Source organism: Gardnerella greenwoodii 00703Dmash (genome assembly GCF_000263635.1).
Lineage (GTDB): Bacteria > Actinomycetota > Actinomycetes > Actinomycetales > Bifidobacteriaceae > Bifidobacterium > Bifidobacterium greenwoodii.
In genome coordinates this window covers 196,434-217,576 of the sequence record NZ_ADEV01000007.1, presented here as the reverse complement: position 1 = coordinate 217,576, position 21,143 = coordinate 196,434, and the positions used below count along the sequence as shown (strand labels likewise).

19 protein-coding genes are annotated in these 21,143 nt (G+C 41.6%); 1 reads left to right on the top strand and 18 read right to left on the bottom strand.

Translation table 11 applies throughout. The features are described 5' to 3' along the window. The 14 genes from NG78_RS02630 to NG78_RS02695 all read right to left on the bottom strand — a co-directional run. On the bottom strand, nt 1-570 hold a 570-nt coding region (locus NG78_RS02630), incomplete at its 3' end, for a hypothetical protein (RefSeq protein ID WP_004134614.1). Between the two features lie 142 nt (nt 571-712). Then, nucleotides 713-1,321, bottom strand: coding sequence for a recombinase family protein (locus tag NG78_RS02635; protein WP_004128639.1), 609 nt, complete (start codon nt 1,319-1,321; stop codon nt 713-715). Nucleotides 1,322-1,865: 544 nt separating this feature from the next. After that, nucleotides 1,866-3,344: an Lsa family ABC-F type ribosomal protection protein gene (locus NG78_RS02640; RefSeq protein ID WP_004113321.1), complete on the bottom strand. Its 1,479-nt coding sequence runs from the start codon at nt 3,342-3,344 to the stop codon at nt 1,866-1,868. Nucleotides 3,345-3,451: 107 nt separating this feature from the next. Further along, nucleotides 3,452-3,736 (bottom strand): hypothetical protein, encoded by a 285-nt coding sequence (locus tag NG78_RS06205; RefSeq protein ID WP_004114737.1) that lies wholly within the window; start codon nt 3,734-3,736, stop codon nt 3,452-3,454. Nucleotides 3,737-3,827: 91 nt separating this feature from the next. Beyond that, complete coding sequence (locus NG78_RS02650) at nt 3,828-4,421, bottom strand: DUF4097 family beta strand repeat-containing protein (protein ID WP_004134611.1); 594 nt, start codon at nt 4,419-4,421, stop codon at nt 3,828-3,830. A 274-nt stretch (nt 4,422-4,695) separates the two neighbouring features. After that, nucleotides 4,696-6,102 carry a class I SAM-dependent RNA methyltransferase gene (locus tag NG78_RS02655; RefSeq protein ID WP_004134609.1) on the bottom strand — a complete coding sequence of 469 codons (1,407 nt, stop codon included), beginning with the start codon at nt 6,100-6,102 and terminating at the stop codon, nt 4,696-4,698. A gap of 69 nt (nt 6,103-6,171) precedes the next feature. After that, a complete protein-coding gene (locus NG78_RS02660; RefSeq protein ID WP_004134608.1) occupies nt 6,172-6,945 on the bottom strand; it encodes a DUF3159 domain-containing protein in 774 nt (257 codons plus the stop codon). 30 nt (nt 6,946-6,975) lie between these two features. Further along, nucleotides 6,976-7,737, bottom strand: coding sequence for a DUF3710 domain-containing protein (locus NG78_RS02665; protein WP_004134605.1), 762 nt, complete (start codon nt 7,735-7,737; stop codon nt 6,976-6,978). A 154-nt stretch (nt 7,738-7,891) separates the two neighbouring features. Next, nucleotides 7,892-8,758 carry an exodeoxyribonuclease III gene (locus NG78_RS02670; RefSeq protein ID WP_004134604.1) on the bottom strand — a complete coding sequence of 289 codons (867 nt, stop codon included), beginning with the start codon at nt 8,756-8,758 and terminating at the stop codon, nt 7,892-7,894. A gap of 153 nt (nt 8,759-8,911) precedes the next feature. Further along, on the bottom strand, nt 8,912-10,927 hold the full coding sequence (locus tag NG78_RS02675; protein WP_004134603.1) for a dipeptide ABC transporter ATP-binding protein: 2,016 nt from the start codon (nt 10,925-10,927) through the stop codon (nt 8,912-8,914). Nucleotides 10,928-10,951: 24 nt separating this feature from the next. Next, complete coding sequence (locus NG78_RS02680; RefSeq protein ID WP_004134602.1) at nt 10,952-11,929, bottom strand: ABC transporter permease; 978 nt, start codon at nt 11,927-11,929, stop codon at nt 10,952-10,954. A 14-nt stretch (nt 11,930-11,943) separates the two neighbouring features. Continuing rightward, the gene (locus tag NG78_RS02685; RefSeq protein WP_004128653.1) at nt 11,944-12,870 is read right to left on the bottom strand and encodes an ABC transporter permease; all 927 of its coding nucleotides are present in this window, start codon (nt 12,868-12,870) and stop codon (nt 11,944-11,946) included. A 213-nt stretch (nt 12,871-13,083) separates the two neighbouring features. Further along, entirely contained in the window at nt 13,084-14,721 is a 1,638-nt protein-coding gene (locus NG78_RS02690) for a peptide ABC transporter substrate-binding protein (protein ID WP_004134600.1), read from the bottom strand. A 384-nt stretch (nt 14,722-15,105) separates the two neighbouring features. Next, a complete protein-coding gene (locus tag NG78_RS02695) occupies nt 15,106-16,074 on the bottom strand; it encodes a tyrosine recombinase XerC (protein ID WP_004134598.1) in 969 nt (322 codons plus the stop codon). A gap of 78 nt (nt 16,075-16,152) precedes the next feature. On the opposite strand from NG78_RS02695, the gene NG78_RS02700 reads away from it, so the two are divergent. Next, a complete protein-coding gene (locus NG78_RS02700; RefSeq protein WP_004134596.1) occupies nt 16,153-16,446 on the top strand; it encodes a DUF6725 family protein in 294 nt (97 codons plus the stop codon). A gap of 37 nt (nt 16,447-16,483) precedes the next feature. Here NG78_RS02700 and NG78_RS02705 read toward each other — a convergent pair whose 3' ends face one another. The 4 genes from NG78_RS02705 to typA all read right to left on the bottom strand — a co-directional run bounded on the left by NG78_RS02705 (nt 16,484) and on the right by typA (nt 21,026). After that, nucleotides 16,484-17,587 carry a prephenate dehydrogenase gene (locus tag NG78_RS02705; RefSeq protein ID WP_004134595.1) on the bottom strand — a complete coding sequence of 368 codons (1,104 nt, stop codon included), beginning with the start codon at nt 17,585-17,587 and terminating at the stop codon, nt 16,484-16,486. Then, complete coding sequence (locus NG78_RS02710; protein ID WP_004134593.1) at nt 17,581-18,579, bottom strand: prephenate dehydratase domain-containing protein; 999 nt, start codon at nt 18,577-18,579, stop codon at nt 17,581-17,583. The genes NG78_RS02705 and NG78_RS02710 overlap by 7 nt, the downstream gene beginning before the upstream one ends. 71 nt (nt 18,580-18,650) lie before the next feature. Beyond that, nucleotides 18,651-19,058: a hypothetical protein gene (locus NG78_RS02715; RefSeq protein WP_004134591.1), complete on the bottom strand. Its 408-nt coding sequence runs from the start codon at nt 19,056-19,058 to the stop codon at nt 18,651-18,653. Nucleotides 19,059-19,103: 45 nt separating this feature from the next. After that, a complete protein-coding gene (gene typA, locus NG78_RS02720) occupies nt 19,104-21,026 on the bottom strand; it encodes a translational GTPase TypA (RefSeq protein ID WP_004134589.1) in 1,923 nt (640 codons plus the stop codon). Nucleotides 21,027-21,143 lie beyond the last annotated feature (117 nt).

Genomic DNA, 21,143 nt, shown 5'->3' with positions numbered 1-21,143 from the left:
CGCGCTAATTAAATTTTGCATCGCTGGGCTTTTTGATTTATAAATAAAAACTTCCATTGTGCTATTAATCTCATCATCATGAGAAGAATCCTCAGCAAAAGTTCTTAAGTCTTGTTTTTGCTTGTTCAATTCTGGGATTTGACTATAATCTGTATCATAAATTTTTTTATTGTCTTGCTGATAGTAATATTCATTTTGTAAGACTGTATAATTAAGTTCCGGATGTTTTAATTTATAAAATAGCATCCTTTTGATTTTCTGAAAATCTCCTTTTCCACCGTTACTAGCATACGTATCTTTCGTAGCATTTTCGTTTTTTGAATATTCCCCTGTGGCTTCATCGGTTTTTCCTGGAGATTGTTTATGATGATCCATACATAAGGACCATTCTGAATCTGTTGTTCCATTTTCACTTATAACTTTTCTATGCTGACTAGCATCATACGCCTGATAAGTCTTATCAGTTTCACTTGCACTTGCACTTGCACTCACATTTAATGGAGCCATGCTTATAAGCATGACCACCGCCAGTAATAGGATCATCCATTTTTTTATTATTCTTGCTGTCATATTTATTCACCCCGCATTTTCATGTTGATGGCAACTAAAGTAGGGTTTAATTTACACAATGGCTTTTTGTCAGCAAGCGTAGTAAAATCAAGAAAAAGGTAGGGTTGATTTGCAATATTTATTTGTAAATTAATTCCTAGATTTATTTACAAATTTTTTCAATTTTTCTTGCATGTAGCCACTTAGAAAAGGTAGTATGCGAAACAGAAAGCATTTCTGCACCCTCACGCAAATTTACCTGTCCACGCTGCCACCTAGTCGCCACAGCATAAAAATCATCAGGAAGCTCAATCTTTGCCCTACCAAACACCACACCTCTTTGTCTGGCAACACGAATCCCTTCCATCTGTCTTTGATGAATATTTTCTCGCTCAACTTGAGCAACATACGATAAAATCTGCAATACAAGATCGGCAATAAACTTACCTGTTACACCATTTACATGTTTTCTCGTATCCAGCAAAGGACAATCCAACACTACAATATTTGCTTCTTTTTCTTTCGTGATTTTGTTCCACTGCTCAATAATCTCATCATAGTTTCTACCTAAACGGTCAATCGACTTCACAAACAACTCATCACCAGATCTCAAACGTCTAAACAATCTCAAATAATTTCTACGGTTGAAATCCTTCCCTGATGCCTTGTCAACATAAATACAGCCTTTTCTAATGCCATTGTCTTCCAAGGCCTTAAACTGTCTGTCTACACACTGATCCTTTGTAGACACCCTCGCATACCCATAGCGCATACTTATTATCTACTCCTTTTTTGAACACCATTATTTCAAAAAAGAAAAGAATAATTCAGCATGAAGAATTATAAAACCCCACTTCATCAGCTGGGTGCAAAGTGGCGAATCGACTTGCATGAGCGATTAAATATAATTCGCGAATGCACTTCGATTCGCTGAGCTTGCTCAAAGTTGAAAGCACAGTGTGCTTTCAACGCAAGCGAAGTACGTTAACATCCTGTGCACTCGACCCCAGAGCGTCGACATCTTCCCTCAAACAGCCAAACTGCACTCAAAAATCACGAGAACCCAGCTTAAAGCCGCCGCACATTAAACCTTTTAACGATAGCCCTCGCTAAACCCTGCTATACAAGGGCAAATTTGCACCCACCTAATCAGCCCTTGACATCAATACGACAGTCTCACATGTTTCAAGACTACCCTGATGATAACCATGCATCAAAAAAGAGCCTTAACGTTCGTTGCAGGAAAGAAGCTGACAAGGGGAATGTCGTATGATGATAAAAGTCTAAGGCACTACAAACTGGGATTTGGATTTTACTTAAAATTGTATTATTTTATTAGCGATATCTTCTACAAATCGCTTATCGTGTTCCACAAATATGAGTGTAGGCTTTGCTTCTTTTATAATTTCCTCAATCTGTATTCTTGATATTACATCTATATAATTCAGTGGTTCATCCCAAACAAATATATGAGCTGGCTTTGAGAAACTTACAGCAATTAAAACTTTCTTTTTTTGTCCATCACTATAATTCTTCATATCCATTTCAAATAATTCTCTTGAAAAATCTAATTTTCTTAGAATTGTTTTACACAATGTTTCATCAACATCTTGCTTGTGAATATATTCATTTAGGCTACCTGTTAAATTAGATGTGTCTTGAGGAATATACGAGATTTTTAAATTACCTGCTAATTTTATCTCACCTGTATACTCGTGATTTATACCTAATAAAATTTTAATCAAGGTTGATTTTCCGCTACCATTACCCCCATATATAGCCACTATGTCGCCTTGCTTTATCTCGAAACTTACATTATTTAGGATCTGTCTCTCTCCATAGCATGATGATAAATTGCTAACCGATATTAGAGGATTTTTATGATGATGTAATGGATGCAATAATAGACTTTCCTTTGTTTCGATATCTTTTAGTAAACTCTGTTTTTCTTCTATTGCCTTGTTTTGTCTATTCTCCAAATTCTTAGATTTTTTCATCATCTTGGCTGATTGATGACCTATATGTCCTTTGTCTGGTTTTACACCTGATACTTTTACACCATTTTTAGTATTTTCAATTTTATCAGACCAAATTTGACTTTGTCTTGCAGACTCTTTTAATCGTTTAATATCTTTTCTTAATCTCTCATTTTGACTAATTTCAAATTGGTCTTTCATCACTTTGTTTTCATACCATGATGTAAAATTTCCCGATTGGACATCAATAGAATTCCTGTTAATAGAAATAACATGATTGATACAACCATCTAAAAAATCTCTATCATGAGATATAAGCAAAAATCCTTTTTTACTTTTCAGATATTCACTTACAATTTTTCTTCCGTCCATATCTAAATGGTTTGTTGGTTCATCAATAAGTAAAAAGCCATCTTCTCTTGTAAACAAAATAGCTAAAAGGATTTTTGTTTGTTCCCCTTTAGAAAGCGTTTCAAACTCTCTGTAAACAAGGTTCTCATCTACATTTAGCAAACTGAGTTCTCTAAATAACTTCCATTCTTCATCATCTGATATTAGTTCTTTATATAACTCAATTCCTAATTTTGAAGTATCGCTTATATTTGGTGGAAATTTAATAAATTCAACATCCTTGCTTATTTTACCTTGATAAGTTTCTTGATTTAAAAGTAACTTAAATAGAGTTGATTTACCGATTCCATTTCTTCCTATCAATCCCGTTTTCCAGTTTGTATCAAAGGAAAACGATACATTTTTAAATATGGGTTTTACATATCCATAATATGAGAAAGTGAGGTTTTCAATTTTAATTACTGACATAAAACGCCTCCCTAAATTATCATTTACCGCCCGGGTGCAAAGTGTGTGCACCTTTTAACGTTTAGTTTTTCATGTATTACTACGGTTATCACTGCTTTGCTTTTCAGTCATTTCAATTCTCGATTAGGTAATTTTCCAGTTCTCAAAGCGACAGTAACAAACTCAACCTCTTGCAAGCACTTCTCGCAAAGTTCATAACCTTCATTGAAGTTCACTCTTGACCTAAATGTGCTAGCAATGAATTCGCATGGTGAGGTGATCCTTTCAACTACACCGCACCGTTCGCACTCAGCATACACATTCCCATCCTTAATCGGAATAAACATTCCATGATCTTTCTCATTTCCCATGACGCTAACATCTTCGAAATCATCAAATTTTACATAGAGCATATACGGCTTCCTCCTTTATCGGTATGTCTATATACGCTCTAATTCCAACTTATATCAAGTTTTATTGCTTCTTTTTTGATCTATATGTCTGCTACTTCGCAATAGCTTTCCCATTAAGACAGTGCACCATGTAATGCGCAAATCCATCGTTTTTACAATTTACCTTCTTCTTATCTGAAACCTCGGTGACACCATTCTCACAATCTACTTCAAGGCTTGCATCCTTGGTGATTGTTCCTTCTAAAATACTCATGCCATTTAACGTATCAAGCGTACAAACATGAGTTACTTCTACGTTTGTTGCTGAAGCCAACCCATTATAACATTTAAGAAAGACATCATCCGCCTTCAAATTAACAACTTCTACCTTGCCATTGTTCACTTCTACATAAAGCTTACCAATCTCAATATCCGTGATGAGCACTTGATTAGAATCAGATTCAACCTCACAAACTTCCACATCATGTGGCAAACTCACAACAATTTCAGGCATACCCTGAGTAAACCACCTCAGCCAATTCGAAGCTGAGACTTTTTTAGTTTGAATAAGCCTTATAACATTTTGCGCTTCCTCAACCCTCAACATATCTTGTTCACAGTTAACAAAGCTCACGCCAAAGGTATCAGCGCGTTTCACCGTTAAACGAACATCTTTCGTCTCTGCGATAAACTTCTTATTATCCATTCCTTAAGCACCTCCTCGTGCACATACTAATAATCAGGTTTCATTTTACCTTTTGAGCTATATTTTCCCACTTCACAGGGTGGGTGCAAAGTGGGTGCACTTTTTAACGTTATCCATCTTGTACACTCGACCCTAGAGCGTCGACATGTTTCCTCAAACAGCCAAAACACGCTCAAAAACCGCGAGAACCCAGCTTAAAGCCGCTTTGCATTAAACCTTTTAACGATAACTCTCGCTAAGCCCTGCTACACAAGGGCAAAAATGCACCCACCTATTAAGCCTTTGACATCAATACGACAGTCTCGACGTGATGAGTGTTGGGATATATGTCGAACGCACGCAAAGACTGAACGCTGTAGCCAAGCTCCCTAAACGTACCAACATCGCGAGCAAGACTAGTCGGATCACAAGCAACATACACAACAGCTCTTGCTCCAGACTTCGCAATCTGCTTACAAACTTGAGCTTTAGCACCAGCACGCGGAGGATCTAACACAACAACATCAGGATGCGCAAATCTACGCACAATCTTAGACGACTTACTCGCCTTAAACACCTGCGATTCAAGCGTTTGCGCAACATCGCCTTCAAGCGCTTCAACAACATCCCTGCTAAGACCTGCGCGCCCAATGTTTCGCCTTGCATTCTTTACAGCAATCGGCGCACCTTCAATACTAAGCACGCGCGCTGGTGCTGCAGAACCAATGGAATCTGCAGCGCCAGAAGAATCTCCGCCAACATTAGCCAAAGTCGCAAGCGGAATCGTAAACAGACCCGAGCCAGAATACAAATCCCACAAAACCGTATTCTTAGTGCGCCCACCAAGCGCAGAACGAACTAATCTCAAAACGTAGTTCACCAAATGCTCTGGAGCTGCGCGATGAATCTGCCAAAAACCACGCGCGTCAACATCGTAGTCAAAAGTACGCATACGCGATGAATCACCATCAACCGCAACGCGCACGCGCTCTCGCAGCAAAGCCGAGCCTGCAATCAACTCATCATTTACTATAAGCGCATAATTTTCGCCAATCGCATCAAGAAGCGCAGCCTTGTCATTAAAATCCAAACCCTCAACCCGAGGCTCTGGAACAGCAAGACGAATTTGCGCATTTGGCAAGAAAGAACGATTCCACAAGTCCAAAGAATCCGCAATAGCCAAAACCGCGCGCGACGCAAGTGGCATAGTATCAATCGCAATGCGCTCATGCGACTCGCGCTTTCGCATAGACAATCGCCCTTCATCATCCGCAACCAACTCCATGCGCGTACGCCAATTAAATCCGTTAAGCTCCTCATCCCCCGGAATGCGCTCAACGCTAACATCGCTTTCCGAAACATCCATGTGCGCTAAACGCTGGAATTGATTAGCAATCACGGCTGCCTTCCAACGAATCTGACCAGGCAAAGAAACGTGAATTAAATCCGCTCCTCCAACTCCGCCGCCCTGTGCTAAAGGACCCGCGAGCTTCCATTGCGGCTCCACACGATACGCGCTAGGCTCCAAAACTTCCACAACTTCGCCAGTAAAAAAGTGCGCTTTTGCACGCATCGGCTCATCCATGCGCACAACAACCAACTCTCCAGGCAACGCAAAACGCACGAATACAACGCGTCCGTCAAGATGACCTACGCATCTTCCTTGATCCGCATATCGCTCGATTCGCATCGTCACTTGCATAAACTACCCCCTAGTTTTGCGTTTTGTTAAGCTGATTTTCTAACGCTGATTTTCTAACGCTGATTTTTGTTAAGCTGATTTTACTTCACTTGAATTTACATCGTTCTGATCTTCGTCAACCTGCTTTTCTTCGCTCTGTTTTTCTTCGCGATTTTTATGATGCAATCTCATAAACGGCGTTGCAATAATCAAGTAAGAAACCCAAATTGCGAGCGCCCAGAACGGCAATCCCATAATCAAACGCACCGTGCCAAGCCACACAACGTGATTTGTCAAATATAATGGCACTTGCAAAACCAGTCTCAGAGCAAAAACACCAATCCACAATCCGGTAACATACATATACGCGCGCTTAAGTGGCCTGTAATCAAGCCATTCGTGCAGCCACGCGCCAAAGTTTTCCGTAGGCATTTTGCGAATTGACTCAATCACAAGCCCTAAAGCAGGCACGCGAACAATCAGCGAAATCGCAAGAAGCACACCATAAACAGCGTTTGTAATAAAGCCCATCATGTAGTAGTCGCGCGCTTGATGACTCGTCCATACCCAAATAAGGCAAATTGCAATGGAAACAAGTCCACTAATTGCTCCCATAAGAGATTGCTTTTGAATAAGACGAACCACAACTTGCAAAACAGCAATCACAGCTGCCACAATAACTGTTGTTTGCACATTTCGTGTTACAACAAAGCAAATAACAAACAGCAAGCCTGGCAGCATAGATTCGATTACGCCTCGAACGCCACCTATGGAATCAATTACAGAAAAGTTTCTTCCATCAGAACCAATAGAGGCAAGGGAAGCAAGCCCAGAACTTTTTTTACCACAAGTGTTATTTTTCAAGACGATATCCTTATGCTACTTAACTTACTGCTATCTAACCTCAGAAAACATTGGTCCGCGAGAAAGCGTAGTTTTTACATCAACTTGCTGATCGTATCCTAAAGGCTTATCTTCTTTTTTTAAAGCGTCATCAGCATTTTCTTCAGATGAACTATTGCTTTCATCATTATTTTCTTCTAATTTCTGTGCTGATTCTTTTTCTTCACGAGTTAATGGCTCGTGCATAGGAATAAGATCGCGAGGAGCTAATGGTTCTTCACCACGATTTACAACAATCCCCTTAAACCATTCGTCTAATTGCTTAGTTTCATTATTATTTTCTGCCAACTCTGTTGCTGCAGGCCCGGAAAATACTCCACGAAGCATCCAGCGAGGACCATCAACTCCAACGATACGAGTTGTAATACTCTTTTCTCCAACTTTTACAGGAAGCAAAAGTTCAGTTCCAAATTCGCCTTGTGCGGTGCAAGCTTGGCTATTTCCGTCAAGTAAGTCTTTGCATACTTCATTCCAAATACCAGTAGATTTCGGAGCAGCAAAAGCTTCAACTTCAACACTTGACGACCCGTAAGTTACTGTTGCTCCAATTACTTGACCATTTTCGCGCTGCTTTTTTACGCGTAATTCTATACCTTGGAAATATGGAATATAAATTGAGCCAAAATCAAGATAATCACTGAAATCAGGAGCATCTTCATCGTTGAAATCCCATGGACCAGTTTTTAACTTTACAACTTCATCTACATCTTTTGAAGATTTTACTTCTTTACTTCGGCCAAATAACCAGCCCATTATTCCTCGTTTCTTAAAACAACAAGCACAACAATAAGCATAATGCCAATCATCGTAAATTGCTCAACTTCATTAGATTACCACAAGCAAAGCACTGAAAATATGCATATAAACAAATACTATTACTTAAGTTTCATTTAATGTAGGTTAATAATCACACACCATATTTTATGGTTAAAGGCGCGTGATCCGACCATCTTGCCTCATAACTTTCAGCGCGATCAATCACAAAACCACAAGCGCTTTCTGCAATTTCTGGCGTTGCAAACTGGTAGTCTAATCTCCAACCAACATTATTGTCGAAAGCTTTGCCGCGCTGACTCCACCAAGTGTATGGTCCTTGAATATCTCCTGCAAGCATGCGCATAACGTCCACAAATTCATACTCGTTAATCCAACGGTCAATATACGCGCGTTCCTCCGGCAAGAATCCTGCACTTTTTTCATTCGCTTTAGCGTTTTTAATATCTAACGGCGTATGCGCAATATTAAAATCTCCGCATAAAATCGCCTGATTTCCACCACTTGCCGCTGCATCTCGAAGCTCACCCAAGCGAGTAAGCATTGTGTCTAAAAAGCGGAATTTTTGCTGCATTTTTTGCGGATCGTCCACGTTTCCAGCGTGAACATAGACTGAAGCAACAGTAATTTCATAACCTTGAGGCGTACGAATATCGGTTTCAATCCATCGTCCAGAATCCACATCCTCGCTTAAACCTGGCAAGCCGTAGCGCTTTGTTACTACAGGAAGCGATGTAACTAGCGCTACCCCAGCTCTACCCTTTACGCGGCAGACTTCGTTTGCATAAGTAAAATTATCATTTTCTAAAGGATTTGCGATATTTTCAGATGCGCGATACCCCATTTCAATTTTTGTCATAATTGGGTCGATTGCGTCCTGCGGAGCGCGCACTTCTTGCATGCACCATACGTCAGGAGTGTGGGCATCGGACCAGTCAAGCATCCCCTTACGCTCGGCCGCACGAATACCATTTAAGTTTGAAGTAGTAATTGTAATCATAAATCTAACTCTAATATGCGCGTTACACAAATATGCACGCTGCACAAAGCAAAAATTAAGGTGCAGAAATTTATAAACCCAGTTATTAACCAAGTTATAAACCCTGCACCTTTATTTTTATTTTATTAGATTAGATTAAATATTTAGATTAAATTAATCCAAGCCAAGTTCCAAGTTTCCACCAGGAATTGCGTCGAGAAGATCGCGAGTGTACTCCTTTTGCGGATGATCAAACACCTCATCGGTTGTGGCATGCTCAACAAGCTTTCCGTGCTGCATAACAACAACCTCGTCTGCAATCTGTCGAACAACAGCCAAATCATGAGTGATGAACAAGTAGCTTAATCCGCGCTCTGCCTGCAAATCGTTAAGCAAGTGCAAAACCTGATCTTGCACAAGCACATCCAAAGCAGAAACAGCTTCGTCACAAACGATAACATCCGGGTCCAAAGCCATAGCACGCGCAATCGCAATGCGCTGACGCTGGCCACCCGAAAGCTCGTTCGGGAATCGAGTCATAACAGAAGCAGGCATACGAACCATGTCCAAAAGCTCACGCACACGATTATGTCTACTCTTTTTATCGCCAATCTTATGAATTCGCAAAGGCTCTTCAATAGAACGATAAATCGAATACATTGGATCGAGCGAACCGTAAGGATTTTGGAATACTGGCTGAACATGACGACGGAAATCAAGCAAATCCGCGCCCTTTAAGTCAGCAATATTCTTGCCTTCGTAAGTAACAGTTCCGCTTGTAGGCTTAAGAAGTCGCAAAACCATGTTTGCAACAGTAGACTTACCAGAACCGGATTCACCCACAATTGCCAACGTTGTTCCGCGCTTAATAGAGAACGAAACGTCGTCAACAGCCTTGAAAAGCTCCTTCTTACGTGGAAGCTTAAACTCGCGAGTTAAGTGGTCGACTGTAATAATGTGCTCGCTCTTTTCAAGAGTTTGCTCACCCACTACGTGATGCTCAAGCAAATTATCCGCATTACCACCATGCTCCTTAACAGAAATGATTCGCTGAGAAGCAAGGCTTGGAGCCGCAGCAACGAGTCGCTTAGTATAAGGATGCTGTGGATGCTGCAAAACATCCAAAGATGGACCAGATTCAACAACGCGACCCTTATACATAACAACAACGTGCTGTGCACGAGCCGCAGCTAAACCTAAATCGTGAGTAATGAACAGAACGGAAGTTCCGAGCGAATCTGTAAGCGTATGCAAATGGTCGAGAATACGCTTTTGCACAGTAACGTCGAGTGCAGAAGTTGGCTCGTCTGCAATAAGCAAATCTGGACGGCAAGCCAAACCAATAGCAATTAACGCGCGCTGACGCATGCCGCCAGAAAACTCGTGCGGGAACTGACGTGCACGAGTTGCAGCATCTGGCAAACCAGCTTCATCGAGCAAACCTGCAATACGATCGTCAACGTTTGCTCCAACAACATACTTTTTGGCAATTGCCCAAGCCTTGTCGTCGTTCACACCATACTTGATTAAGTCATCTGCAACGCGCCAACGAGTTTCGGAACCTGGAACCCACTCTTTTTTGTAGTATTCCATAGCTTCGCTGAGCTTATGATACTCAGGCACAACTTCAGACAAAGCTTCTTGCGCAGCATTCATCAATTCCGGTAATTCTTTAGAACCAAGGAATGTTTCGTCCTCATTGCTTTTAACTTCTACGGCATCGCCTGCAAGAGCTTCTGCCAAAGCAGAACGCTTCTCGTGACTTACATCAACACCATTTGCAAGAAGAGCTTCCTTAACTTGCGTTCCAATACGCCAAACAGGGTTCAGGTTGCTCATAGGATCTTGAGGTACTAAGCCCATTGCGGTACCACGCAAAGCAGCAAACTCTTTTGGTTTCAAGTTGCTAATTTCTTGACCCTTAAGCTTAATAGAACCACCAGTAACGTGACCTGTTCCTGGAAGCAAACCCAAAACAGCCATTGCAGAAGTGGACTTTCCAGAACCAGATTCACCTACGATTGCAACCCACTGGCCGGGATATACACTAAAGCTTGCGTCTCGAACAGCGTGAACAGCTTTCTTGGAATCAGTAGTGAAATCAACCTGAAGATTTTTCACTTCAAGCAATGGACCTTGCTCACGCTGCATAGCGAGAGCGTCTACATTTTTATGCGTTGAAATGCTCATAAGTTTTATTCCTCCACGCTAACTTCACGCCTTACGGCTCTTTGGATCCAACGCATCCTTTACAGCATCGCCCATCATAATGAAGGCAAGAACTGTAATAGCAAGCGCAAATGACGGATAGAACAATACTTCTGGACTGTTATTGAAGTACCTGCTGTAAGTAGCAATATCTCCACCCCAGCTCACGGTAGTAGTTGGCAGACCAATACCCAGGAAGCTAAGTGTTGCTTCCAACACAATGTAGGAGCCAAGAGAAGTTGTGCCAACAACAATAATTGGAGCCAAAGAGTTTGGAATAATGTGCCTAAAGAGATTGCGTATAGGCCTAGATCCTAAAGCTGTAGAAGCTGTGTTAAATTCTAGATTCTTTGATTCCATAACAGCACTTCTAGCTATTCGAGCAACACTTACCCAGCCAAATAGAACCATAACTAGAATTATTTTCCACATTGATTTTGTGGTTCTAAACATTTGAAGAACAACTATAGCGCCAAGAAGCATAGGCAAAGCCAAGAAGATGTCGGTAATGCGGCTAAGAACAGCATCAACCCAACCTCCAAAGAAGCCAGCAATAGCGCCAATTAAAGAACCAACTAAAACAACCAAAGCTGTAGCAATTATGCCGATTGTTACAGAAGTGCGAGTTCCGTATACAACACGAGCGTAAATATCGCATCCCTGCTTATCGAATCCAAGAGGATGACCATGAGAACTTGGCATCAAAGAGTTATTAAGTACGCAATACATAGGATCGTGCTTAACGAGCAATCCTGGGAATAATGCAATAAATAAAATTGCAATAATCAATATTGCGGAAATAATAAACAAAGGATTTCGTCTCAAAGTACGCCAGGCATCAGCCCACATGCTCGTAGCAGGAGCAGACTCGTCAACGGAATCAACTTCTTGTAACGGAGTTTCATCCAAGGAAGCAACATAACGTTCCTGTCCTGGAAGAGCAATATCTGCAGCAGTCAAATTTTCCTCAACTTTTTCTTGCATAATTATGCTTCTCCTTACGCGTAACGAATTCGCGGATCAAGAGCCGCGTACAAGATATCAACAAGTAAATTACTGACTACGAAAATCAGCATAAGCAAGGTAACTACAGAAACTACCAGGTTGCTTTCACCCTTCAAAATACCTTGATAAGTAAGGAAGCCAATACCGTGAATATTAAATATTGTTTCTGTAATCATTGCGCCACCCATAAGAGCGCCTAAATCCTGGCCTAGGAACGTTACAACTGGGATTAAAGAGTTTCGAAGAATGTGCCGAATAATAACAGCGCCTTCTTTTAAGCCTTTAGCGCGAGCCGTGCGAACATAGTCGAGAGCAATATTTGACGAAACTTCAGACCTTGTAAGTCGAATTACATATGCCATAGATACAGATCCAAGAACCATTGCAGGAGTGAGCATATCTAAGAATCCAGGATCATTACTTACATTAGGAGGGAGAATATGCCACTTAATACCAAGCAAATACTGCATAGCGTAACCAGTTACGAAGGTTGGTACGGAAATAAGAAGCAGAGAAACAATAAGAATTACGCTATCGTACCATTTGCCTTTTTTAAGACCAGAAATAATACCGAAAGTTACACCGAACAGCGCTTCAAATGCGAATGCCATAACAGCAAGCTGAATGGTTACAGGGAATGCACGACCAATCTCATCAATAACAGGCTGACCCGCAAAGGTTTGGCCAAAGTCAAGAGTAAGCGCATTCTTTAAGAACAGTAAATATTGAATAATAAATGGTTTATCTAAATTATAATTAGCTCGAATTTGTGCTGCGACAGCAGGATTAACTGGTTTATCGCCAAACATTGCATTTACCGGATCACCCGGCAAAGCAAATACTAAAGCATAAACCAATAATGTTGTGCCGAGAACAACAGGAATCATCTGCAAAATTCGACGCAGAATGTACTTACCCATCGGCTTCTCCTTGAATTGTTAACAATTACTCGCAAAAACAACAAAGCGCCACTCCAGTTGAAGAAATTTTTGGATTAATTCCTTCGTTCCTTCAACTGGAGTAGCAATTTCGCTATAAGCGATATTAAATTATTGAGAGGTGATATCAGAATTAAGTATTTTTCTGAATATCATGAAATTAATTTATATAAACTCCATATGAAGATTTAAATCTTACTTATGAAGCTGGTAGTACAGTGGCATGTTCTGCCAATCCATTACGAATCCCTTCAAATTGTGATTCATAACAGCCTTAGCATTCATGTAAAGCAGTGGTACAGTTGGGAGATCCTCAAGAAGGGTTTCGCCAGCCTGATGATAAAGCTTAGTTGCTTCGCTTGCATCGGAAGATGCAGTAGCCTTGGTAAGCAATTCATCAAACTTTGGATTCTTGTAATCGCCATCATTAGAACCATTGCCATCAGCTGCAACAGAAGCGAACTGCTGAGTCAAGTAGTTTTCTGGGCTTGGATAATCTGGCATCCAGCCTGCACGCCATGCGCCCTTAACCTTACGCTTGGTGCATGCATCGCGGAACTCCTGGAAGGTTGGGATTGGCGTGGTTTCTGCCTTAACACCCAAATTGTTCTTCACATAGTTCACAACTGCATCGAACACAGACTTAGCAACAGCGTTATCAGCATTGTAGGTGAAGGTAAGAGGACCATCATACTTGGAAATTGCTTCTGCCTTAGCCCACAATTCCTTAGCCTTCTTTGCATCGAACTTCAAATGCTCGCTACCCTTCAAATTAGGATCGTAGCCTGGGGTCTTTGGAGAAGTGAAGTCGTTAGCAGGAGCAGCAGTCTTGTTCAACACCTTTTCAGCAATTGCCTTACGGTCGATAGACATAGAAACTGCCTGACGACGCAAGCGGCCTTCTTCAGTCTTAACATCGAAGTGTGGCAAGCTGGAAGCAATGCTGAACTGAAGAATTACAGAACCAGGCTTGTTGTAAGCAGTGATTGTGCTATCGCTCTGGAAGTTGCTGGTTTCAGTATCTGGAATGTTATCGGTCATATCAAGGTTGCCGGACTGTACGTCACGGTAAGCAGCATTACCATCGGTGTAAATCTTGAAGGTAACGCCGTCATTCTGAGCCTTACGAGGGCCTTCGTAAGCTGGGTTCTTTACAACCTCAATCTGCCTGTTGTGATCCCAAGACTTGAACAAGTATGGGCCAGAGGAAACAGGCTTTTCACCATAAGCCTTTGGATCCTTGTAGAAGGATTCAGGAAGTGGAGCAAATGCCAAGTAACCAACCTTAATTGGGAACACGGAATCTGGCTGCTTCAAGTCAACGGTGAAGGTGTTCTTATCTACAACCTTCAAACCGGAAAGCTGTTCGTCGCCCTTCAAGCCTTCCTTCTGCAATTCGTCATAACCCTTAATGGTCTGGAAGAAGGAAGCGCACTTCTGTGCATTCTTAGCGTTAGCAACAAAGCTCCAAGCCTTGGTGAAGCTTTCAGCGGTAACAGGAGTACCATCGCTGAACTTCTTGCCTTCTTTAAGCTTAACAGTGTACTGAGTTGCGTCTGCGTTTGGAGTAACGCTTTCAGCATCCTCATTTACCGGGTTGCCCTTTTCGTCAAAAGTGACCAACGTTGAGTTGACCAACATAGCAGGACGTGCACCAGCGTTTTCATTAATGTTGCCAGGCACCAATTCGTTCTGTGGCTCAGTGTTATTTACGGTAATAATAACTTTTCCACCGTTTGTCTGCGCAGTCTTCGAAGCAGATGAGCCGCAGCCACCAAGCAACATGGCCAACGAGCAGGCTGCAGCGGCAAAAGCTAAAGCCTTATTCTTCATATTTATTCTCCTAACGTCTGGTAGGCAGGATGCTATATCAATACAAAAAGCCAAGTCATGAATAAAATAAAATCCATCTAGTTTTTATTGCCAGATGGATTCTTTTAGCCAATGACAAGGCCTCTTCGTTGATTAAAATTCAATAATACGTATTTTTGCAAACATTGCAAGAGCATAAGTAAATTGTAAAATTTACTGTTTATATCTAAAAATTACTGATTAAAACACCATCTTTTCGCATAAAAACTAAAAAATTTACTATTTTATCAATAATTTTTACTGTTTTTTACTAATCTAGATATATTACATATATGTAAATTATGTAATAAATTATGTAAAGGCCTTGTTAATTAGCGAGAAATTATGCATCTAATATACAGATACTTAAGCACGCGGAAAAGCTTGTAAATAGCGCTGCTTCAACGCTTCTATAGAAACATGCGTATAGCGTTGAGTAGTATTAAGCGAAGAATGACCCAACAATTCCTGCACTTCTCGCAAATCTGCCCCACCGTTAAGCATGTGTGTAGCCGCGCTGTGACGCAAAGAGTGTGGAGAAATATCCGGAACATGCGCACTTTTAGCCGCATCATGAACTACTTGTCTTACTAATCGCTGATCAATGCGCTTGCCTCTAGCACCAATAAATATTGCAGTTTGTTCAGAATCTTTCAATAAAATTTTTCGCCCGCTATTAGAAAGCCATGCAGATAAAGCTTTTGCGGCAGGAATTCCAAAAGGAACAACGCGCTGCTTATTTCCCTTACCTGTAACTTTTATAGTATGCGAGGAAAAATTAATATCTTGAATATTTAAGCCAGTAAGCTCACCAACGCGAATGCCAGTGGCATATAAAAGCTCAATAATTGCAGCATTGCGAAGTTCAATAGCTTTCTGATTTTTGCTACACGAAGATGAATCATTAGCTTTAGAATCAATATTATTCATTAGAGCTTCTGCTTGAGACTCATCTAAAACAGATGGAAGAACATTCTTAATTTTTGGAGTCATCAAAATTTCTGCAGGATCACTATTTATAAACCCAACATGCTGACACCATGCGAAAAATCCGCGCACAGCAACAACTTTTCTAGCCAAGCTTGAACGAGCATGATTTCTGGAAGCGTCTGCCATCCAAGAGCGCAAATCATCTGTAGTAAGATCTGAAATATTTTTAAAACCGTGGCGATTACACCATGCTAAGCACTGTTTAATATCACTTGCGTAAGCCCGATTCGTGCGCTCCCCCAAGCCTTTATTCGCCTTAGCGTACTCAATATAATCATCTACTAAACTCGCATATTTGGCAGGAAAATTTACGAAACTATTGGAAGCCACTCGCTTATTTTCCATGCTTAATCACCCTTGCGTAACTTTATAAACGTTTGCCATACGCGTCAGTCACATGCATAATACAACAAGGAGCATGTTATGGAAACACGTATAAAAAACTTGACTACACTACCACAGCGAATACCTGCAGGCACGCGCATAGTAGTAAGAACATACAAAATTATAGAAGAAAATAACGATGGAACGCAAAAAATAGAGTATCACGATGTAATTGGGCACGTGCTCGAGTGGGATGGGGCAATGCTTCATTTGCTTCGAGATCCTGCAGCAAACGGCACTAGAGCTGCCGAAGAAATGTTCATTGATGCCAAAACTATTTACCGTTTAAAGCCAATGCCGGAACGCAAATTCCAAAAGCCGCTTAAAATATAGACATTAAAACTCGCGCAACATTAAAGAGAAACTCGCATTATAAGTTTCTTAGCGAACTATCTGAACGCAACAGCAGTTGCGAAGATTCGTTGGTATTGGATCCGAAAAGTTCAACAATGGATTCGCCTAAGCGCGCAGATTCTAGTAATTCTTGCTGCCAATTGCTTCTGGAAGCATACTTCCACAATCTGCTATTAGCAGCATCGCTTTGATTCATATCATCGCTTTGATTCGTATTAGTTTTAGACGAGTTGCGCTGCTGGTATTTATATTCTCTCCACGATTGAGCTTTAGCAAAAAACTCTTGCTCATTATCGTCAGCAACTTCTACATCCTGATCCAGCATATTCGCAGCAAAAGTTAGCTCAGAAATTACGGAACGCAATAATTTTGCAGTATTATGCCGATTTTCGCTTACCATTGCGCGAGTGCGTTGAGGATCTGTAAGAGCAACGCGCGTCATATCTCGCCAAGAACCTGCAGATAATTGCAAAGCAATAGCACGATTAGGCTGATCGCATAATACGTTTGCAAGAGAAGTCGCAACAACGTGAGGCATGTGAGAAATAAGTGCCGCAGAATTATCGTGCGTTTCGTCGTCTAAAACTATTGCACGATTCTTGCACAGCGAAACAATCATTTGTAAAACATTTGCTACACGCCAAAACTCTGTGTTGTTATCAACAGTTAAAGCCCACAAAGCACCATTTAAAAGCTCAGCGCTAGAAGCTTTCCAACCAGTAAACTCACTTCCAGCCATCGGATGCGCACCAACGTAGCAATCCTGCAAACCTGCTGCAGCAACCTGATTTCTAACTAAAGTTTTTACGCTACCAACATCGCTAATAGTTGTGCGAGATTTGTCAATATAAGGTGCGATTTCCTGCAAAATACTTGGCATAGCAAACAAAGCATTGCACAAAATCAGAACGTTTGGACGAAGTTTAGCTAAATCTTGCACATTTTCTACGCAGTCAATTCCTAAATTTTCAGCTTCTTCGTATGGGTCATGATGACGATTCCAAGCGTATACTCTACATTCCGGCAATTTTGCAAGTCTTTTTGCAAGAGATCCACCAATAAGACCAAGACCAACAATACCAACAGAAAAATTTTGAGAAAATTCAGCATCGTCTACCATAATAATTCTCTTTCTGCCTGCATTACGTTCAAATTGCGCAAAGCATCAACCGAAGGCTCCACGCACACTCCCCCATTAGGCAACATCCAATCGTTCATCACCGGATTATTGCGCTTATTAGAAGGATACACTGCTAAAACTCGAACCCAATCTCCGTGCTCAACAACCTCTTGAATCATATCTTTACACATAGAATCCCAAGGAGAAGAATCAACAGTTGCAATAAAACTGTATAAACCATCCTGCCCTTTAATCGGCCTAGACATAAAAGAAGTCATATTAAGCCCATGATCTCGCACAACGTCAAGCAAATTTGCTAACACGCCAGCACCAGTAGAACGCGGAATAAAAGCAATAATTGAGGAAAAAGATGAAGAGCTTTCGCGCTGAATATTAACAAAATTTAAAGCCTCATCTCGAGGAGCTAATACTAAAAACTCAGTGCGAGCGCCAGAAAAATCTTCAACGCCTTCGCTCACAATCTGCCTATTGTATAAATCGGCACAAATTCTAGGACATAAAGCAACTTCGCCAGGAACTAAATCCCTACAAGCAGCAGCGTTTGAAGACGCAGTTTTTTCTTTCAATCCGCGCTCTTGAGCAAACTTACGGCATTGTGCCAGCGCGTGCGGATGAGCAACAATAGTAGAACATTTATCAATTGAATCTGACTTACAAATAACAGCATCAAAACTAATATCGACACCTACGCGAGCAATGCCAACCATATTTTTTGCATCAATTAGTAAATCTAAATTAGGTATTACAACGCCCTCAATATTGTTTTCCCACGCAATAACACCCCAATTGTTATGCTCTTCAATTTCACTAGCAATACTAAGAACATTTTCGCAAGCAGTTGGAATAAGTTGCAAATTATCAAATGATTGTAACTGCTGTTGAACTTTTAAAGATGCCTGATGAGTAAAAGAACCTTCCGGCCCTAAATAGCATAATTTATGGGCACTATGACTGTTCTTATTACCATCCATGACTATTTTCCTTAAAAAACTATTGTAAAAACTACTGTAAAGACTACTGTAAATTCTTTACTTATTTAACACTATTCAACAACAAACCAACGCTGAGGCATACAAAGCAAAATTGCGTGGGCAATAAGAATGCCATAAAGCCAAAAATATCCAACGTATTTCACACACCAAGGCATAGGAATAGTAAAGCCTACAGGAACAAGAATTGCGCTACCAATAAAACCAAGCGCTAGAATCCATACAACAGCAGAAAAAACTACTGCGTGAATAAATAATCCCCACCATCCACTACGAGCTCTGGAACACCAAGCAGAAAGTGCGAGCAATATCATGGCAATAACAAAGCCATATGGCAAATTATTCATTGCTCCCGCGCGATGCACAAAAGTTCCAATTAGTGCGCATATTGCAGAAGAAACACACGTGGTCGCATACCTACCCCATAAAGGTAAGCGATGCGACCACGGTTTTGCTGTCATAGTAAATCAGCGCCTCAATTTACAAATAGTATTTTAGAGAATGCATCACGCAGCATTGTTCTGACGACGCTGCTTAGCACGCCACTTATACCATTCGTCACGGCTCAAAATAATCTTGCGAACGCGAATTGCTTCAGGCGTAACTTCCACGCATTCGTCTTCGTTAGCAAAGTCAAGAGACTCTTCCAAGCTCATCTTGATTGGCGGAGTCAAGGTCTCGAGAACATCAGCGGTTGAAGAACGCATGTTAGTCATGTGCTTAGCAAGCGTAATGTTTACATCCAACTCGTCTGGCTTGTTGTTAATACCAACAATTTGGCCTTCGTAAACTGGGCTTTGCGGATCAACGAAGAAGATACCGCGAGCCTGCAAACGCTGCATTGCATAAGGAGTTGCAACACCCTTACGATCGCAAACCATGGAACCGTTCTGGCGAGTAACAATCTGGCCAGCCCATGGAGCATAACCGGCGGAAATAGAGCTTGCAATACCAGTTCCGCGAGTAGCAGAAAGCAAAGCAGTGCGGAAACCAATAAGACCGCGAGATGGAACAGTAAACTGCAAACGAACCCAACCGGAACCGTGGTTGCTCATAGAATCCATGCGACCCTTGCGATCAGCCATAAGCTGGGTAACAGTACCCATGTACTCTTCTGGAACGTCAATAGTTGTGCTTTCCATAGGCTCGTTAATTTGACCATCAATAGTCTTGGTAACAACCTGAGGACGGCCAACCGTAAGCTCGTAGCCTTCGCGACGCATCTGCTCAGCCAAAACAGCCAAAGCAAGCTCGCCACGACCCTGAACTTCCCAAGCGTCTGGACGCTCAGTTGGAATAACCTTAATAGAAACGTTACCAATAAGCTCGCGATCGAGACGATCCTTAATCATACGAGCAGTAAGCTTATGATCTTTGCCTTCAGTACCGGCAAGAGGAGAATCGTTTACGCCGAAAGTCATAGAAATTGCAGGATCGTCAACGTGAATTAACGGAAGAGGCTTTGGATCGTTCTGATCAACAATCGTTTCGCCAATCATAATGTCATTAACGCCAGCAACAGCCACAATATCGCCAGGACCTGCAGAAGCTACAGGAGTGCGCTCCAAACCTTGAGTGCGAAGAAGCTCGGAAACACGGAAGTTTTCAATGGAGCCATCTACGCGGGAAAGACCGTAAGTCTTACCCTTTTCCAAAACGCCGTTATAAATACGAACCAAGCCCAAGCGTCCAAGGAAGTCGGAGGAATCGATGTTTGCAACATGAGCCTGAAGAGGAGCGCCTTCTTCGTATTGCGGAGCTGGAATGTTTGAAATAATAGAATCAAACAGTGGTTCCAAATTGTCGTTATCTGGCAAACCGCCATTTTCTGGCTGATTTTGAGAAGCGTAACCGGCTTTAGCAGCGCAATAAATTACTGGCAAATCAAGCAAAGCATCGAGATCAAGATCGATACCTTCCTCAACAACGTCCTGAGCAAGACCTAGAAGCAAATCTGTTGATTCTCCAACAACCTCTTCAATGCGAGCATCCGGACGATCAACCTTATTCACGCACAAAATCACAGGAAGCTTAGCTTCCAAAGCTTTACGAAGCACAAAACGAGTCTGCGGAAGAGGGCCTTCAGAAGCATCAACAAGCAGAACAACGCCGTCAACCATAGAAATACCGCGCTCAACCTCGCCGCCAAAGTCAGCGTGGCCAGGGGTATCAATCACGTTAATAGTAATGCCTTCTGGGTGACCATATTTTTCAGCCAACGGACCGGTGTACTGAACAGCCGTGTTCTTAGCAAGAATAGTAATGCCCTTTTCGCGTTCCAAATCATTGGAATCCATAACGCGATCTGGAACTTCTTCACGCTCAGAAAATACGTGCGACTGCTGAAGCATGGCGTTTACCAGAGTGGTCTTACCGTGGTCGACGTGCGCCACAATTGCCACATTTCGAATATCACCGCGAACAGTCATCACAAACCTCTTCCATTCTTCGCGTTTAAGTAATTATTTACAAGCAACTATCTTAAAGCTGAAGCCAATCAAATAGCTGCGATACGTTATTGGCAAAACCAAAATCGGCAAACTGCC

Coding starts and splice junctions, on each gene's coding strand:
- NG78_RS02635 (WP_004128639.1), bottom strand. CDS start 1,321: ATGCGCTATGGGTATGCGAGGGTGTCTACAAAGGATCAGTGTGTAGAC.
- NG78_RS02640 (WP_004113321.1), bottom strand. CDS start 3,344: ATGTCAGTAATTAAAATTGAAAACCTCACTTTCTCATATTATGGATAT.
- NG78_RS06205 (WP_004114737.1), bottom strand. CDS start 3,736: ATGCTCTATGTAAAATTTGATGATTTCGAAGATGTTAGCGTCATGGGA.
- NG78_RS02650 (WP_004134611.1), bottom strand. CDS start 4,421: ATGGATAATAAGAAGTTTATCGCAGAGACGAAAGATGTTCGTTTAACG.
- NG78_RS02655 (WP_004134609.1), bottom strand. CDS start 6,102: ATGCAAGTGACGATGCGAATCGAGCGATATGCGGATCAAGGAAGATGC.
- NG78_RS02665 (WP_004134605.1), bottom strand. CDS start 7,737: ATGGGCTGGTTATTTGGCCGAAGTAAAGAAGTAAAATCTTCAAAAGAT.
- NG78_RS02670 (WP_004134604.1), bottom strand. CDS start 8,758: ATGATTACAATTACTACTTCAAACTTAAATGGTATTCGTGCGGCCGAG.
- NG78_RS02675 (WP_004134603.1), bottom strand. CDS start 10,927: ATGAGCATTTCAACGCATAAAAATGTAGACGCTCTCGCTATGCAGCGT.
- NG78_RS02680 (WP_004134602.1), bottom strand. CDS start 11,929: ATGCAAGAAAAAGTTGAGGAAAATTTGACTGCTGCAGATATTGCTCTT.
- NG78_RS02685 (WP_004128653.1), bottom strand. CDS start 12,870: ATGGGTAAGTACATTCTGCGTCGAATTTTGCAGATGATTCCTGTTGTT.
- NG78_RS02690 (WP_004134600.1), bottom strand. CDS start 14,721: ATGAAGAATAAGGCTTTAGCTTTTGCCGCTGCAGCCTGCTCGTTGGCC.
- NG78_RS02695 (WP_004134598.1), bottom strand. CDS start 16,074: ATGGAAAATAAGCGAGTGGCTTCCAATAGTTTCGTAAATTTTCCTGCC.
- NG78_RS02700 (WP_004134596.1), top strand. CDS start 16,153: ATGGAAACACGTATAAAAAACTTGACTACACTACCACAGCGAATACCT.
- NG78_RS02705 (WP_004134595.1), bottom strand. CDS start 17,587: ATGGTAGACGATGCTGAATTTTCTCAAAATTTTTCTGTTGGTATTGTT.
- NG78_RS02710 (WP_004134593.1), bottom strand. CDS start 18,579: ATGGATGGTAATAAGAACAGTCATAGTGCCCATAAATTATGCTATTTA.
- NG78_RS02715 (WP_004134591.1), bottom strand. CDS start 19,058: ATGACAGCAAAACCGTGGTCGCATCGCTTACCTTTATGGGGTAGGTAT.
- typA (WP_004134589.1), bottom strand. CDS start 21,026: ATGACTGTTCGCGGTGATATTCGAAATGTGGCAATTGTGGCGCACGTC.